Origin of the sequence: Chryseobacterium sp. ON_d1 (assembly GCF_006829085.1) — a bacterium.
Lineage (GTDB): Bacteria > Bacteroidota > Bacteroidia > Flavobacteriales > Weeksellaceae > Chryseobacterium.
Genome location: NZ_BJTC01000011.1, coordinates 189,413 through 205,603, shown reverse-complemented (window position 1 = coordinate 205,603; position 16,191 = coordinate 189,413). Strand labels below are relative to the sequence as shown.

At 36.9% G+C, this 16,191-nt stretch carries 12 protein-coding genes; 7 read left to right on the top strand and 5 right to left on the bottom strand.

Features of this window, described 5'->3' with window-relative positions:
- Nucleotides 1–39 precede the first annotated feature (39 nt).
- The 3 genes from CRS_RS18075 to smpB all read right to left on the bottom strand — a co-directional run bounded on the left by CRS_RS18075 (nucleotide 40) and on the right by smpB (nucleotide 2,923).
- On the bottom strand, nucleotides 40–780 hold the full coding sequence (locus CRS_RS18075; RefSeq protein ID WP_142725370.1) for a YebC/PmpR family DNA-binding transcriptional regulator: 741 nt from the start codon (nucleotides 778–780) through the stop codon (nucleotides 40–42).
- Between the two features lie 95 nt (nucleotides 781–875).
- Entirely contained in the window at nucleotides 876–2,387 is a 1,512-nt protein-coding gene (locus CRS_RS18070) for an OmpA family protein (RefSeq protein ID WP_142725369.1), read from the bottom strand.
- 77 nt (nucleotides 2,388–2,464) lie between these two features.
- Nucleotides 2,465–2,923, bottom strand: coding sequence for an SsrA-binding protein SmpB (gene smpB, locus CRS_RS18065; RefSeq protein ID WP_041462062.1), 459 nt, complete (start codon nucleotides 2,921–2,923; stop codon nucleotides 2,465–2,467).
- Between the two features lie 121 nt (nucleotides 2,924–3,044).
- On the opposite strand from smpB, the gene CRS_RS18060 reads away from it, so the two are divergent.
- Nucleotides 3,045–4,667, top strand: a complete 1,623-nt coding sequence (locus CRS_RS18060; RefSeq protein ID WP_142725368.1) for an ABC-F family ATP-binding cassette domain-containing protein — start codon at nucleotides 3,045–3,047, stop codon at nucleotides 4,665–4,667.
- 82 nt (nucleotides 4,668–4,749) lie between these two features.
- Here the strand turns inward: CRS_RS18060 and CRS_RS18055 are convergent, their stop codons facing one another.
- Nucleotides 4,750–5,562 (bottom strand): M48 family metallopeptidase, encoded by an 813-nt coding sequence (locus tag CRS_RS18055; RefSeq protein ID WP_142725367.1) that lies wholly within the window; start codon nucleotides 5,560–5,562, stop codon nucleotides 4,750–4,752.
- Nucleotides 5,563–5,672: 110 nt separating this feature from the next.
- Here CRS_RS18055 and recJ point away from each other — a divergent pair, with 110 nt between their 5' ends.
- From recJ to CRS_RS18025, 6 genes are all read left to right on the top strand, one after another.
- Nucleotides 5,673–7,385: a single-stranded-DNA-specific exonuclease RecJ gene (gene recJ, locus CRS_RS18050; RefSeq protein ID WP_142725366.1), complete on the top strand. Its 1,713-nt coding sequence runs from the start codon at nucleotides 5,673–5,675 to the stop codon at nucleotides 7,383–7,385.
- A gap of 127 nt (nucleotides 7,386–7,512) precedes the next feature.
- Nucleotides 7,513–8,097, top strand: a complete 585-nt coding sequence (gene nadD, locus CRS_RS18045) for a nicotinate (nicotinamide) nucleotide adenylyltransferase (RefSeq protein WP_142725365.1) — start codon at nucleotides 7,513–7,515, stop codon at nucleotides 8,095–8,097.
- A 71-nt stretch (nucleotides 8,098–8,168) separates the two neighbouring features.
- A complete protein-coding gene (locus CRS_RS18040) occupies nucleotides 8,169–8,507 on the top strand; it encodes a DUF3817 domain-containing protein (protein WP_142725364.1) in 339 nt (112 codons plus the stop codon).
- Between the two features lie 369 nt (nucleotides 8,508–8,876).
- Nucleotides 8,877–11,138, top strand: a complete 2,262-nt coding sequence (locus tag CRS_RS18035) for an outer membrane beta-barrel family protein (protein WP_142725363.1) — start codon at nucleotides 8,877–8,879, stop codon at nucleotides 11,136–11,138.
- Between the two features lie 45 nt (nucleotides 11,139–11,183).
- Complete coding sequence (locus tag CRS_RS18030; RefSeq protein WP_142725362.1) at nucleotides 11,184–13,442, top strand: TonB-dependent receptor domain-containing protein; 2,259 nt, start codon at nucleotides 11,184–11,186, stop codon at nucleotides 13,440–13,442.
- Between the two features lie 79 nt (nucleotides 13,443–13,521).
- Nucleotides 13,522–14,382, top strand: a complete 861-nt coding sequence (locus tag CRS_RS18025) for an alpha/beta hydrolase (RefSeq protein WP_142725361.1) — start codon at nucleotides 13,522–13,524, stop codon at nucleotides 14,380–14,382.
- A 49-nt stretch (nucleotides 14,383–14,431) separates the two neighbouring features.
- Here the strand turns inward: CRS_RS18025 and CRS_RS18020 are convergent, their stop codons facing one another.
- Nucleotides 14,432–16,186, bottom strand: coding sequence for a discoidin domain-containing protein (locus CRS_RS18020; RefSeq protein WP_142725360.1), 1,755 nt, complete (start codon nucleotides 16,184–16,186; stop codon nucleotides 14,432–14,434).
- Between the last annotated feature and the right edge of the window lie 5 nt (nucleotides 16,187–16,191).

The window sequence follows — 16,191 nt, the reverse complement described above, 5'->3', positions numbered from 1 at the left end:
TAATTGAAAGTTAACTGTATATGAATGCTATATTATTTTTTATAAAGAGTTCATCAGCTCTTCTGTAATTTCCATGTTATGGTAAACGTTTTGCACATCATCGTCCTCCTCGAAACGCTCAAGCATTTTCATATTTGCTTTGAACTGTTCCTCGTTTACTTCTTTTGTATTATTTGGAATTCTCTGCAGCTCTGCACTTTTAGCTTCAATTCCAAGCTCATCCAATTTATGAGATAAAGAACCGAAATCTTCAAAAGCAGTTGTAATCATCACTTCTTCTTCGTCTTTTTCTACGTCTTCAGCTCCTCCGTCAATCATTTCCATTTCAAAGTCATCCCAATCCATTTTGACCTGTGCCAAATCAATTGTGAAAATTCCTTTTCTATCGAAGATAAATGCCAATTCTCCATTTTTACCAAGGTTGCCGTCAAACTTATTGAAAACAGCTCTTACGTTGGCTACAGTTCTTGTTGTATTGTTTGTAGTACATTCTACAAAAAAAGCAACACCTCCTTGCCCATATCCTTCATAAGTAATTTCCTCATAGTTTTCTGCATCAGCACCACTTGCTTTCTTAATGGCTCTTTCTACATTATCCTTAGGCATGTTTGCCCCTTTGGCATTCTGGATGCATCTTCTCAATGCAGGATTAGATTCTGGATCAGGACCGCCTGCCTTTACTGCAAGGGCAATGTCTTTTCCTATTTTAGAGAATGTTTTGGCCATCTTATCCCATCTGGCCATTTTAGAAGCTTTTCTATATTCAAATGCTCTTCCCATTTTAATTTTTAAATTTCCAACAAAATTACTTAAAAGTCAACAAAAAAAAAATACCTCCAAAAAAATTGGAGGTATTCATTATTTAGAAAAATTAATTATTTTTTCTTTTTAGCTGGAGCTTTTTTCTTTTTAGCCGGAGCTTTAGCTTTTTTCACTACAGTCTTCTTCTCTACAACTTCTAGATCAGATTTCTTAAGTGCATCCCAAGCAGCACCGTTGATAGCCTCAACAACTACTTTTCTGTCAGCCATTCTTTCAGCGTCAGAAGCTTTAGCCGGGATTTGAGCATCTCTAGATCCAACACCTACAGATTTCAATTGGTTTCCACTAACTCCTCTAGCCTCTAGAGCACCTACAACAGAAGCAGCTCTTTCTCTTGAAAGTTTCAAGTTGTAAGCAGCAGCACCTTTAGCATCTGTATGACCAGTTACCAAGAAGGTACCATCGTTAGATTGCTTAATGATTGTTGCAGCTTGATCTAATTTACCACTAGATTCAGGTCTGATTGTAGCCTTATTGAAATCAAATAAGATATCTTTAAGAGCTCCTGTAGCTTCCTTAGCGATAACATCTTTTGGTTTAGGACATCCGTTGTATTCAGGAAGACCTGGAACAGTAGGACAAGCATCATCTTTATCTAAGATACCGTCACCGTCTGTATCTGGCCAAGGACAACCGTTGTTTTCAGCAGGACCTGCTACAGTAGGACAAGCATCATCTTTATCGATTACACCGTCACCGTCTGTATCTGGCCAAGGACAACCGTTATTTTCAACTGGACCAGCTACATCTGGACATTGATCGTCTTTATCTGGAACTCCGTCACCGTCTGTATCAGGACATCCTTGGAATTCTGGTAAACCTGGTGTATCTGGACAAAGGTCATCTTTATCTAGGATACCATCCTTATCTCTATCTCTGTTTCCAAATCTGAATAAGATAGAAGCAGAAGCTTGCCAGAAGTTAGCCACTGTAGATTTATCACCTGGAGTTGATACATAATCACCCTGTACACCAAGACCGAAGTTCTTAGTTACCCAGAAGTTAGCACCAGCACCTGTAGCTACAGTAAAGTGATTAGCTTTACCGTTTTCGTTACCATCCTTACCGTTAGTTACGTTTTCGATTGGGTTACCGTTAGCATCAACAGATGTTCTAGGGAAAGTAAGAGCTGTATAGTCATGTCTTAAGTAGTTAGCACCAACTCTTAAATATGGATCAAACCAAGATTCTTCGTTCCATAAAAGACCTGCCCCATGAGCCTGGAAACCAAGACCTGTCATTAGGAAAAATTCTTTCCCCATGTTGAATCTTTTGTTTTCAACATTTCCAACAGAAGTTTGCCAGTCAATTACTAAACCTTTTCCAATGTTTCTAGCAACTGTTAACTTAGATAATGGAGGTGTAATAGAAAAGTTGTTCACATTGAACATACTTTTTGTCAAATTGTTAGCAGAGAACGTATTACCGAAGCTTGTACGTGCTGCTACGTGGTTTTCTGCATGAGCACCAACTCCGATCAACCACGGATTGTTGGTAGTCTGCGCGAAAACAGTAGAGGCAACAGTAAGCGCCAATGCTGAAATTCCTAATTTTAGATTTTTCATAGAATTAAATGATTAAATAATTGATAATGCAAAATAAATATAATTTTTCTTTATATACAAAGTTTTTCAAATGATTTTTAACTTTTCTTTAATATTCTGTCCAGGTTCCGTTTATTTTCTCTATCTTTTATCGCCTCTCTTTTATCGAAAAGCTTTTTACCTCTGCCAAGCGCTATCAGCACCTTTGCTTTACCCCGATCAGTGATATACAATTTTAAAGGTATTATGGTGTTCCCTGCATCCTTTAACTTTTTTTCAAGTTTTTGCAATTCTTTTTTGTGCAAGAGCAATTTCCGTTCCCTTTTTGTTTTATGATTGTAAAAAGTTCCCAATTTATACTCATCAATCATCATGTTGATGATGTATAATTCCCCATCAATAAACTGACAGAACGATTCTGTGATGGATGCTTTGGATGAGCGTAAAGATTTTATTTCGGTACCCGTCAAAACCATTCCGGCTTCATATTCTTCAAGAATTTCATATTCAAAACGGGCTCTTCTGTTTAATATATTAACTGTTTTCTCAATCTTCATCATTTTAAAATTTCGTTAATGAAATATATAAAAAATACCGTACATTTAAAAACTTGACTATTATAATATTACAAAATACCCAAATTCTTTTCGTATTTTTGCGCCAAATTTACAAAACTATATGTTAACAGTATCTAACTTATCTTTACAATTCGGGAAAAGAGTTCTTTTTGACGAGGTAAATATTATGTTTACCAAAGGAAACTGCTACGGAATCATCGGAGCAAACGGTGCGGGAAAGTCTACATTCCTGAAAATATTAACAGGAAAGCAGGATCCTACAAAAGGACATGTATCTCTGGAACCAGGGAAAAGAATGTCAGTTTTGGAACAGGATCACTTTGCTTACGACCAGTTTACTGTTCTTGAAGCGGTTTTAAGAGGTAACAAGAAATTATTTGAGATAAAAGAGGAAATGGATGCGTTATACGCAAAAGAAGATTTCTCTGACGAAGACGGAATTAAAGCCGGCGAACTAGGCGTAATTTATGATGAAATGGGCGGATGGACTGCAGAATCTGATGCACAGACCATGCTGTCTAACGTAGGAATCACTGAAGATATGCACTGGCAGCTGATGGGTGAACTTGAGAATAAAGACAAAGTAAAAGTTCTTTTGGCTCAGGCACTTTTCGGTAATCCTGATGTATTGATTCTGGATGAGCCTACCAATGACCTTGACATTGATACTATTTCATGGCTTGAAGACTTCCTTGCTGACTATGAAAACACAGTAATCGTTGTTTCTCACGACCGTCACTTCCTGGATACCGTTTGTACACACATCGGTGACCTTGATTACTCTAAACTTAACCTTTACACAGGTAACTACTCTTTCTGGTATCAGGCTTCTCAGCTGGCAACTAAACAAAGAGCCCAGGCAAACAAAAAAGCTGAAGAAAAGAAAAAAGAACTTCAGGATTTCATTGCCAGATTCAGTTCTAACGTAGCAAAAGCTAAACAGGCTACTGCAAGAAAGAAGATGATCGATAAATTAAACATCGATGACATCAAGCCAACTTCAAGAAGATATCCGGCGATCATTTTTGAAATGGAAAGAGAGGCAGGAGATCAGATTCTTGATGTAAAAGGTCTTGAAAAAACCAAAGACGGAGAACTATTATTCTCCAATATTGATTTAAACCTTAAAAAAGGAGATAAAGTAGCGGTACTTTCTAAGAACTCTTTGGCAATAACAGAATTCTTCGAGATCCTTGCTGGAAATGTGGAAGCTGATAAAGGAACAGTTGCATGGGGAGTTACTACAACTCAATCTCACATGCCTTTGGATAATACCAAATTTTTCCAGGAAGATTTAAGCCTGGTTGATTGGCTGAGACAATTTACAAAGAATGATGAAGAGCGCCATGAAGAGTTTGTAAGAGGATTTTTGGGAAGAATGTTATTCTCCGGAGATGAAGCTTTGAAATCATGTAAAGTACTTTCGGGAGGTGAAAAAATGAGATGTATGTTCAGCAGAATGATGCTTCAGAAAGCCAATGTTCTTTTACTGGATGAGCCTACCAACCACTTAGACCTTGAAAGTATTACAACCTTGAACAACTCTTTATCAAACTTCAAAGGAAACATCCTGTTGGCATCACATGACCACGAAATGCTTTCAACTGTCTGTAACAGAATCATTGAACTGACTCCTAAAGGAATCATCGACAGAGAAATGAATTATGATGAATACCTAGCTGATAAAAAGGTAAAAGAATTAAGAGAAAAAATGTATTCCTAAATCAGAACAACATTAAAATCTATATAAAAAACACCTCAAAGCTTTGCTTTGAGGTGTTTTCGTTTAAATAAACAAATAATAATTATTTTGTCAGTTTTGCAGCCGGCAAAGAAACGGTTCCCGGATCTTTCCACAGCCCATCTTTCTCAGCCCTCTTTTTAATAGATTCTGCCCTCTTATTACTGTCCGGATGGGAGTTGAACATTTTTTCAAAATTAGTTTGTGTACTTCCCTGAGAAAGCAAGGCAAGCTTTTTAAAGGCCGTATAGGCACCCACCACATCATATTTATTAGCTTTCATGAAGTCATAAGAATAAGTATCTGCTTCAGACTCCTGTTTTTTACTGTGTGAAGCATCTAGAAATGCATTCGCCATCTTTCCTACCTGGCTGTCATTAAGGGTAGCTACTGCAGATGAGGCTGAGGACGCTGCATCTAATGCTGCGGCTTTCAGATAAGCTGACTTCATGGCGTCTTTTGTATCCTGATTTTTAACGTGACCGATCTCATGCCCGATTACAGCAAGCAATTCGTTATCTGTCATGATATCCATCAATGATGAAAATACACGAACACTTCCATCTGCGCAGGCAAATGCGTTGATATCTTTTACTTTATAAACTTTATAATTCAGGTTCAGACCATCCTGAGACTTGTGTTTTCCGAACAGTTTGTTCAATCTCACAGTATATGGGTCTTTCACTCCTGCAACAGGATTGTTTTTATCCATCCACTCTACGGATTCTTTGGATAGTTTGACAGCATCTTCGTTGGTAAATGTTAATGCTTTTGCACCATTTGAAACCATTCCGGCAGCTTTTCCGAGGTTAATTTTCTGTGCATTGATCGAATACGCAGCCCCCAATACAAGAAGGCATACACTGATTTTTTTCATACCTATTTAAAAATTTGGAGCACGAAGATAGCATTTTTTTAACAATGATTAAGTCGAAACTTCACTCCGGTTCATTTCAGAATGCTATTTTTTTTCCTTATTTTTGTGAAATGAGTCAAAAATGGATTTACAAGCCCGAACCCGATGAGGAAGTTGTGGACAGACTAAGTTCGTCACTTGGTTTTGGTACTTTTGAATCTAAAATCCTCGTTCTAAGGGGAATTGACAATTATCAAAAGGCCAGAGAATTCTTCAAACCGAATCTTAACGATATCCACAATCCGTTTTTAATGGCAGATATGCAAAAAGCTGTAGAGCGTATTGCCACCGCCATTGAAAATGGTGAAAAAATACTGGTATATGGTGACTATGATGTGGACGGAACCACAGCAGTTGCGCTGATGTATCTTTATCTCAGCAAGATTGTTGAGAAAAGATATCTGGACTACTATATTCCGGATAGGAATTCTGAAGGCTACGGAATTTCCACAGAAGGAATTGATTTTGCCAAAGAGAATGGTTTTTCATTAATCATTGCCCTGGACTGTGGAATCAAAGCCCTTGATATGATCAACTATGCCACCCATCTCGGCATAGACTTTATTATCTGTGATCATCACCTTCCCGGTGAGGAAATTCCCAATGCTGCAGCTGTACTTGACCCTAAAAGGAGTGACTGCCGATATCCTTTCAAAGAGCTTTCTGGATGTGGCGTTGGTTTCAAGCTTTGCCAGGGACTTAATACCATTTATAAGTTACCGGAAGCCGAACTGTTTGAGCTTACAGATCTTCTGGCTATTTCTATTGCTGCGGACATCGTATCTATGACAGGAGAAAACAGGGTTCTGGCTAAGATGGGCTTAAAAACGCTTAGAAAGACCCGCAATCTAGGTTTGAGACTGTTGATTCCTGAAGATAAGCTTTCTCATTTTGAAATTTCCAATATTGTTTTTGAAATAGCGCCTAAAATTAATGCCGCGGGAAGGATTTCTCATGGTAAAGCTGCTGTGGAACTTATGGTTTCCGATAACCTGAAACATGCCAACCAGATTGTAAATGACATCATGAATCTCAATGATGAGAGACGTGAACTGGATATGAATTCCACACTTTCTGCCCTGAATCAGATTATAGAATCCCAGCAGGAAACCAAACATACGACTATCGTTTACCATCCTGAATGGAATAAAGGAGTCATTGGTATTGTAGCCTCAAGACTTATTGAAACCTATTATAAACCTACACTGGTATTTACCGATGGGAATAATGGTGAAATGGTTGCTTCTGCAAGATCAGTTTCTGATTTTGATGTACATGAAGCTCTTGATATGTGTTCTGAATATTTCCTTAAATTCGGGGGCCATCATGCGGCTGCCGGCTTGTCAATGGAGAAAGATAAATTTGCTGCTTTTAAGGAAAAATTTGAAAGAATTGTTTCTGAGAAAATCCAGGAACATCAAAAAGAACCTTCCATTACCATTGATACAGAAATTAAAATTGATGAGATCAACAGAGAGTTTATCAATTTTCACAGAAAACTGGCTCCATTCGGGCCTCATAACATGAAACCTATTTTTACACTGACCAATCAGAAGCTTTCAGGATATGTAAAAACCATGGGAAAAGATAACAATCACCTGAAGTTTTATATCAAGCAGGAGTCTACGGGCAGGAATATTGAATGTGTAGGGTTCAAGCTTGGTCAGTTTGTAGAAGATTTTAAAAATAAAAATTTTGATCTTGCTTTCACCCTGGAAGAAAATCACTGGAAAGGCAATGTAACCCATTATCTTAATATTAAGGATGTGAAATTTAGGCAGTAAGAAGGTTGCAGGATTTAGGTTGCAGGTAATAAAAGCCTGCACAAAGATAAAATTCTGATCAAAATATTGATATTTTAAACTACTGTAACCTGCTACCTGGCATCTACTACCTATTACCTAACAAAAAATGAAAAAAATCGGTTTATTTTTCGGATCATTCAATCCTATTCATATCGGACATCTTATTCTGGCCAATTATATTCTGGAAAATTCTGATATGGATGAGCTTTGGTTTGTGGTAAGCCCGCAAAACCCATTCAAGGACAAAAAATCTTTACTGAATGACCATAACAGGCTTGATATGGTACAGCTGGCAGTAAAGAATTATCCCAATATGAGGGCTTCCAATGTGGAATTTTCTCTTCCAAAGCCAAGTTATACTATTGATACTTTAACGTATCTTCATGAAAAATATCCAAATTATTCTTTCAGCCTAATCATGGGAGAAGATAATCTGAAAAGTCTTCACAAATGGAAAAATTCTGATATTCTGATCAACAATCATCATATTATTGTTTATCCCAGAGTGTTTGAAGGAGAAAAGAAAGACTCAGAATATTTACAACATGACAATATCTCTATGATAAAAGCACCTGTAATAGAACTTTCTGCCACAGAAATCCGCAATATGATGAGGGATGGTAAAAATGTAAGACCTATGCTTCCTCCTGAAGTTTTTGAATATTTGGATGGTAGCAGTTTTTATAAGTAATTTTGCAGTTCAGAAATGAGAACATACAGGAAGAAATACCCTTCTTTTAACACTCAGCTCATAATAAAGAAATGAATTTTATCGGAAAAATATTCTCAAAATATCCTCAGGAAAAAATTATCAAATGGTTTAAGCAGATTTGTCTTGCAGAAGCACTTTCATGTCTTTTACTGTACTGCGTGGCGATGATCTGGATACGATATGATGAAAATGTATATTCTATCATCTTTATCAGTGTTATTGGCAGTTTACATGGATTATTTTTTACCCTTTACCTTTTACTCTGTCTGCCCGCCAGAAAAATTTATGCCTGGGATGATGAAGATTTTGTTTTTGCCTTATTATCAGCATTTTTCCCTTTTGCAACGGTTTGGGTAGATAAAAAACTGGCACGATTCGATAGAGAATAAATAATATAATAAGAATAATCAAAGGACCTTTCGGTCCTTTTTATTTTTATGGTCATTACAAACCTCGTTTAGCAAGTGTTTTTAATTCCTAAACTATATGAATAAGCTCCAATGTCGGTTATCTTTTTTCAAAAAATTCTTCAATATTTTTTCATTTGATGTAACATTTAACATCTTTCATTTGTCTTATTACACAGAAAGGTCAAACAATCAATATTTTTAACTAAATTTTTAATAACTGATAATCAATTGATTACAATAAATTAAAAATATTTTTAAGTACTTTGTATTGCATAATACTTAATTTATTATATATCTTTGTAATGTTAAATAACAAACCATACAAGCTATTAATTAAAAAATAATATCATGAAAACTCAAATTCTTATTGCAGCACTATTTTTCGGCGGACTTGTAACTGCCCAGCAGAAAAAAGACAGTTTGAAAGTAAATGCTATTGATGCAGTGAATATCAAGAAGCAGGTTTTCAAAAAACAAGGTGACCGTCTGGTATATGATGTGGCTTCTTCATCTATTGCTAAAGGAACCAATACCTTTAATCTTTTGAAGCAAACGCCTATGATTTCCAGCATTGACGGAAAAACACTGAAGATTTTGGGAAAAAATGATGCCATAATTTATATCAACAATAAGAAAACCAATATGGATTCTGAGGCATTGATCGAAATGCTGAAATCCACTCCATCCGAGGATATTCAGAAAATTGAGGTGATTACCGTTCCCGGAAGCGAATTCCAGGTTGAATCTAAAGAAGGGGTGATCAATATTGTGATGAAAAAAAGCAAAAACAATGGCTACAATGGAACACTGAAAATGCAGAACGAGCAGGCTTATTACAATAACCCTAATGCAGGTGCCTCTTTTAATTTCAGACAAGGTAAATGGTCCGGTAACTCTAATTTCAGAACAGGAAGCTGGACAGACAGACAAAGATATACATTGTCTAACGGGGATCCAACGTTCAGAAATGAATCCTATGGATTTAATGATGATCCTAATAAAACTCTAGGTGGCGGCTTCAATATTGATTATGAGATCAATAAAAAGCACAGTCTTGGATTCTCCTACAACATGAGATACAATAAAAGTTTTAATTCTGTACTGGATATTACCAACTGGCAGAATGGAGTTTTAAATAACAGAACCGTCAATCATGAGGATGCACAAACGAGAAACCATTCATTTAACCTGAATTATGAGATGAAAACAGATTCTCTGGGAAGTAAGCTTACCTCGAATGTTTCTTACTTGTGGTTTAACAGAGATAAGGTGAGTTTCAATGAAAGTTTTCCATTGGATAATAATCCGGAAAATAATTATTCAGCTCTTCATCAATCTGTCCCCCAAATCATCAACAACTACGCTGCCAATATTGACTATCTGAAAAAAACAGCGAAAGGTGCCACATGGCTGATGGGAGTAAGTTATAATCATACCAATACAGACAATGACACCCAGCAGGACAAATTGAAAAACGGAGAATTTGTAATAGATCCCAATCAAACCAATCATTTTATTTACAAAGAAAATATTCTGGGGATTTATCTGAACTATGAAAGAAAGCTTACTGAGAAGTTATCCGGAAAAATAGGAGCCCGTTATGAAATGACGAGAAGTACAGGAGATATCCTTGGAAAGACAGGATTCGAAAGAAATTATAATAATATTCTGCCTTATCTGAATTTAAATTATGCAATCAATTCAGATCATAATCTAAGCTATACTTTTTCCAGCAGAATCAGAAGACCAAGATTCTGGGAACTGAATCCTTCGAGAACATATTTTACTCCTACCAATTATACACAAAACAATCCTTTTATACTGGCAGCCAAGTTTTACAATCAGGAGCTGAACTATATGTATAAAAATGCATTTTATGCCAATCTTAGTTTTAATATGGTAGAAGACGCAGCAGCTTCAGATCTCATTCCGTTACAGGGAACTGTTACAGCTCCGAAAAGAGATGCCAACGGTAATATTATATACGACGGTAGTGGTAATGCCATTACAGAAACAACCCGGTTTTTAAGATACATCAGAACCAATTACGGAAAAAACAGAGAGCTTGCATTAACACTTGGAATGAACAAATCATGGTTTAAAGAAATCTGGACAACTAATTATTCGGTGAACTTAGGATACGTTACGTATACTGGAGGGGTGTGGGAAGATCCAACGTCTATGCCAGCACCCGGAGAAACTGAAGTAGTAGAGCCTTATATCATCAATGTCAAAAATTATAATATGTCCGCTACCATCAATAATGTTATCAGGCTTTCATCCAAAAAAGACTGGTTCCTGGGAGTGAATTACTTTTTTGCCAGCCAGACGGCCATGGAAGGTGGCATGATAGCAGCCAGACAAAGCTTTGATTTCAATGTGAAAAAAATCATTGGCGACTGGACTATTGTAGCGGAAGTAAGTGATTTATTTAACCAAAGCTTTTACAGCATTAAAGGGGTGCAGCCCAATGGAAAATATAACAATATCACCAACTTCAACTATCCAAGACTTATGAGTATAGGGGTTACCTACAATTTCGGAAATCAGAAACTGAAAAAAGCAAGGGAAATGAAATCAGCTAATGATGCTGTAAAATCAAGAACCTAATCTATAAAAACTTATTTCACTAAATCCACTCTTAAATAAACAAACATGAAACGTATAATTTTGTCAATGGCTATCGTATTTGGTACTTGCGCATTAGCACAGGAGAAGAAATCTGATACGGCAAAAACAAAAAATATAGAAGGGGTAACCATCACAAAACAGGTTTTTAAAAAGCAAAGCGACCGTTTTGTATATGATGTAGCAGCATCTCCTGTTGCTAAAGGAAATACTACTTTTGACCTTCTGAAGCAAACCCCTTTATTATCTTCTACGGATGATAAAACATTGAAAATCGCAGGAAAAAATAATGCGCTGATCTATATCAACGGAAGAAAAAGCAATATGGATTCCGAGTCTCTGGCTCAGTTCCTGAAAAATACTCCAGCAGAAAATATCCAGAAAATTGAGGTGATTACCGTACCGGGAAGCGAATATCAGGTAGAATCATCAGACGGGATCATCAATATCATTTTAAAGAAAAAAATGAGCGACGGTCTCAACGGAAACATGAGAATGTCTAATACCACCAACAAATATAACGGAAGTCAGGCGAGTTTCTCAGCCAATTACAGAAAAGGCAAACTTGGAGTAAGTGCAAGTCTTAGCGGCGGTGAGAATATTGAAGCACAAACGTATACTTTAAGAAACGGTACTGCCAAAACATCCAATGAATCTACAGGTGATATTGATGATCCGAACAAAAATATCGGAGGTTATCTGAACATCGATTATCAGCTTAACGATAAAAGCAACCTTGCCCTATCATGGAACACCTGGGCCAATAAAAGCTATAATTCAACGGTAGATTTATTTAATACCATAAAAAAAACAGATACGGAATATACATGGTCCAAAAACAAAGAAGATTCAAGGTCCTACAACAATTCCGTCAATTTGAATTATGAATTAAAAACAGACTCACTTGGCAGTAAACTGAATGTAAATGCCGCTTACCTTAATTATAGGAGATTCCAGTTTACTGATAATCAGACCTTCACTTCGGACATTAACAGAACTGTAGGAGCAAGAACTACACAGGTACTTCAGAATCTTCCTCAAATCATTAATAACTTCTCCGGAATGGTAGATTATATTCAGAAGTTTAAAAATGATTTTACAGTTTCTATAGGAGGAAACTATAACAAAACCAAAACAGACAACGATTCTAAAAACATTACTTATTCCTTTAATCCCCTAACTGCTCCGGATTCAAGACCCAATCATTTTATTTATGATGAAAATATCTATGGAATGTATGTTACCGTAGAGAAAAAGATTTCTGATAAACTTTCCGGAAAAGTAGGTACCAGATACGAGATCACAAACAGTTTGGGAACTTCAGACAATGCACCTACGGACGCACTTAAAAGGATTGAACGAAACTATAACAACATTCTTCCTTATCTGAGCCTGAATTATGCGATTAATGATAAAAACAATATTTCATACTCTTTCTCAAGCAGAATGAGAAGACCGAGCTTCTGGGAACTTAATCCGGTAAGAAACATCCTGACAGAAGATAATTACACTCAGAATGACCCGTTTGTAAAGGCTTCCTCTACCTACAATCAGGAACTTACTTACATGTACAGAAATTCCTATTTTTTGATTTTAAACCATTCTTACATTCAGGACGTCATTACACAGGTTCCGTTACAGGGTTATCCGGTATCGCCGGATGGTAAGATCGGAGATAATCCTGCATTGAGATACATCAGAACCAATTTTGGGAACAAGCAGGAAATGTCTGCCATGGTAGGTATTCAGAAGTCGTTTTTCAAACAATACTGGACGACCAACTTTAATATCGGGGTGCAGCATAACATCAACAATGGAAGTCTTGATACTGATCCTACTACCGGAGACCGGTTTAAGAATGATAAAGGACCTAACGGAAATTTTATTACCTACACCAATAAAACGAATTCTACCAGCCTTTTGATTCAGACCAACAACACCATCCGTCTTGATAAAAAGAAAACATGGTTCTTCGGCGTTAATTACTTCTTTGTCGACAAGCAGCAGATTGAGCTTGGCTCTTTGAAAAACTTAATGAGCTTAGACCTCAGCCTTAAGAAAATGTGGAACGACTGGACTTTTGCTGTCAATGTAAATGATATTCTGAATACCAACATCGTTAAAATTGAAGATTTCCAGGAAAACGGAAATTACAATTACATCCACCAAAACCGCTACAACAGAAGCTTAACGGTAAGCCTTACCTACAATTTCGGAAACCAGAAAGTGAAAAAGGTAAGAGATATTGAAGGCGCTTCTGATGCTATTAAAAGCAGAACCAGATAAAGATTATCTTTCTTCATATTCAATTATTCTTACGGTATCCGCTGATTCTTTTCAGCGGATTTTTTTATATTTAATCACTATGAAAAAAAATATAAGGATTATTGTACTTTTCCCTACCCTGCTCTTTTTATGGATAAGCTGTGGAGAAAAAAAGGTCAAACTAGGTAAAGATATCGGCTTTGATAAGGAGGAAAATATCCATTATGGAAACAGCTCAGGGCAGGTTATGGATCTCTATATTCCCGATACAAAAACGAGTAAAGAAAAGGATGTTTTTATTATGATTCATGGTGGAGGCTGGCGCAGCGGAAATAAATCACAGCTGACATTCTTTACTCTATCCATGATGAAGAGATTTCCTGATCATGTTTTCGTTAACATGAATTACAAACTGGCTTCAGAAACAAACTACGGACTGCCTAATCAGATGAATGACATCAAAGCAGTTACAGCCTTTTTAAAGAAGAAACTCAGATACAACCCTAAGCTCATCATATTAGGAAATAGCGCCGGAGCCCATTTATCGATGCTGTATGCCTACAAGTTTGATGCAGATAAAAAAGTAAAAGCTGTAATTAATATTGTTGGCCCGGCAGACCTCTCTGATCCGGGTTTCAAAAATTATCAGGAGTATTCTTTTGTGGAAAGCAGACTTGTGGATCCTGAAACAATTAAAACCGGAATATCAAAGATCGATTTTGCCAGCCCTGTGAAATGGATAAAAAGTGATTCCCCTCCTACTTTGTCTTACTATGGAAGTTCGGATCGTGTAGTTCCTTCTACACAGGAAAAAAGACTGGATTCAGCCTTGATAGCCAATCATATCATCCATGAATCTTATCAATTCAATGGAGGACATCTGGATTGGGATAAACATCCAAATGATCTATTTCTTATTGATAAAATTAAAACCTTCATTAAAGAAATTGACAAAAAATAACACGTTCTGATTCTTCAAAACGTGTCATTCTTTTATAATTTAATTGTATTTATTCAGATTTTGCAACGGCTGTCCTTACCGAAACCCCATTGGCATTGAAAGCTTCAATCTGGAAATAGTAGGCGTCCGTTCTGTCTGCTCCTGTAAAGAAATATTCATTTTTCCCGTATACCATAATGCTTCCGTACAATTTATCAGGAGATTTTCCAAAATAGATTACATAGCCGTCTGCATCAGGATTCTGCTGCCATTTCATCCAGATACTCCTTCTTTCACCATATTTCTTAGGGTCAGCTCTTAAAGGCACAAATCCCTCAACCTTTGAAGGCTGTTTCCCTGCTCCTTTTCCAAACACTCTGAAACCGCTTAATGCAAATTTTCCGGTAGGCATTTTCAGGTTTTCCATTTTAAGGAAACGGGCTTTTGCCGGATTTTCCAACTCAACATAGTCGTGAGGAACATCTTTAGTGTTTTTGCTTTTATCCACAATCACATTCCATTTCTTACCATCATTAGAACCGTAGATTTTATACTGATGCATTTTTCCAAGGGTTTTCCCCATGAACTCAGCATCCTGATCCGCGTAATTGATCTGAATGGCATTGATCGTAGAAACTTCACCAAGATCTGTCTGGAACCATTCCCCGGCATTTCCTGTTTTAGCACTCCAATACGTTTTGATATCCTCATCTACCGCATAGTTAGGCTGATATCCACCTAAAGTAGATGAAACCTGAACCGGTTTATTGTAATTCAGCAGCATCCATCCGGCAAAAAGGCCTTTCGTAAAATCTTTGCCTTGTGCATACTGCGGAAGGTATGTAGGATAATCACCATAAGCTGTATTACAGTACATTACATCATCTTTATCAAAACCTGCCGGCCAGATTCCCAGTCTTCTTTCAAAATTATTTTTAGTAGAAATAAATATGGTTGAAATGTGCCACCAGTTTTTATAATTGTCTTCAAAAGTAGCTCCGTGACCCGCGCCTCTGGCAAATCCACCCGGTTTATAAGAGAACGGATTATGCTGCTGATATTCGAAACCTTCCAAAGGATTTTTACTCACATACACTCCGTCAGAATACCCACTGAATTCTGTTGCCGGAGCGCCATACTGCATATAATATTTCCCGTTATGCTTCGTCATCCATGCTCCTTCTACAAAAGGCTGAAGAAAAACATTATCATTGTATTCCCCAAACCTTTCCCAACCATGATCTTCAGGTTTTAGCTTAATAATAGGTTTTACGAAACCTTCAGACTGCAGGTTTTTCACTTTTACTTCTGTTCCCAGCAGCGGCCATTCATTACTTGAACCCCAGTACAGATACAGTTTATTTTTATCTTCATCATAATGGAATGCCGGATCCCATGCTCCTACTTTTAAAGTATCCACTGCAATTTTCCAGTCATCTTTGGTTGGGTTGGTACTTTTCCAGATCGGAAAATCCTGTTCCCAGGTTGAGCCATACACATATAAAGTATCTTTCATGGCCCAAACTGCCGGAGCATTAAGATCGTGGATATATTTGTTGTCTCTGAGAAATTTCCTTTTTACAAACTTCCAGTCCAGCATATCATCACTGTACCAGTACCCTTCCTGGTTGGTAGAGAAAAGGAAAAGTTTATTTTTAAAATTGACAATTACCGGATCCGCTGTAGCACGGTGCTTTCCCTGTTTTGAAAAAACTTCGAAGGGTGTATAACCATAATCAATATTGATAGGATTACAGAATGTTTTCTGCTGAGCCCCTGCAATCATTCCAAGAAAGATTGCTAATGACAGAAAATATTGTCTCATTTTCA